The organism is Halomonas sp. ND22Bw (assembly GCF_003011945.1).
Lineage (GTDB): Bacteria > Pseudomonadota > Gammaproteobacteria > Pseudomonadales > Halomonadaceae > Halomonas > Halomonas halophila.
Map to the genome: position 1 here is coordinate 1 of NZ_PXWD01001868.1, position 232 is coordinate 232.

1 pseudogene is annotated in these 232 nt (G+C 64.2%); it reads left to right on the forward strand.

The features are described from left to right. Positions 1-232, forward strand: a pseudogene (locus tag CVH10_RS24765) (carbohydrate ABC transporter permease); the annotation flags it as partial.

Below are 232 nucleotides of genomic sequence, written 5' to 3' on the forward strand. Positions count from 1 at the left end.
GATCACCTCGCTGAAGCCCTCGAGCGAGCTGTTCCGGGTCGATTTCTGGCTGGCGTCGGTGGACGTCAGCAACTACGTGCAGATCTTCACCCAGAAGAGCTTCGTGCGCGCCAGCTTCAATTCCATCCTCATCTCGGTGTCGGTGGTGGTCATCGCCCTGCTGCTGTGGATCACCGCCTCCTACGCCCTGGGCCGGGTGCGCTTCCGCGGCCGCGCCACGGTGATGCTGACC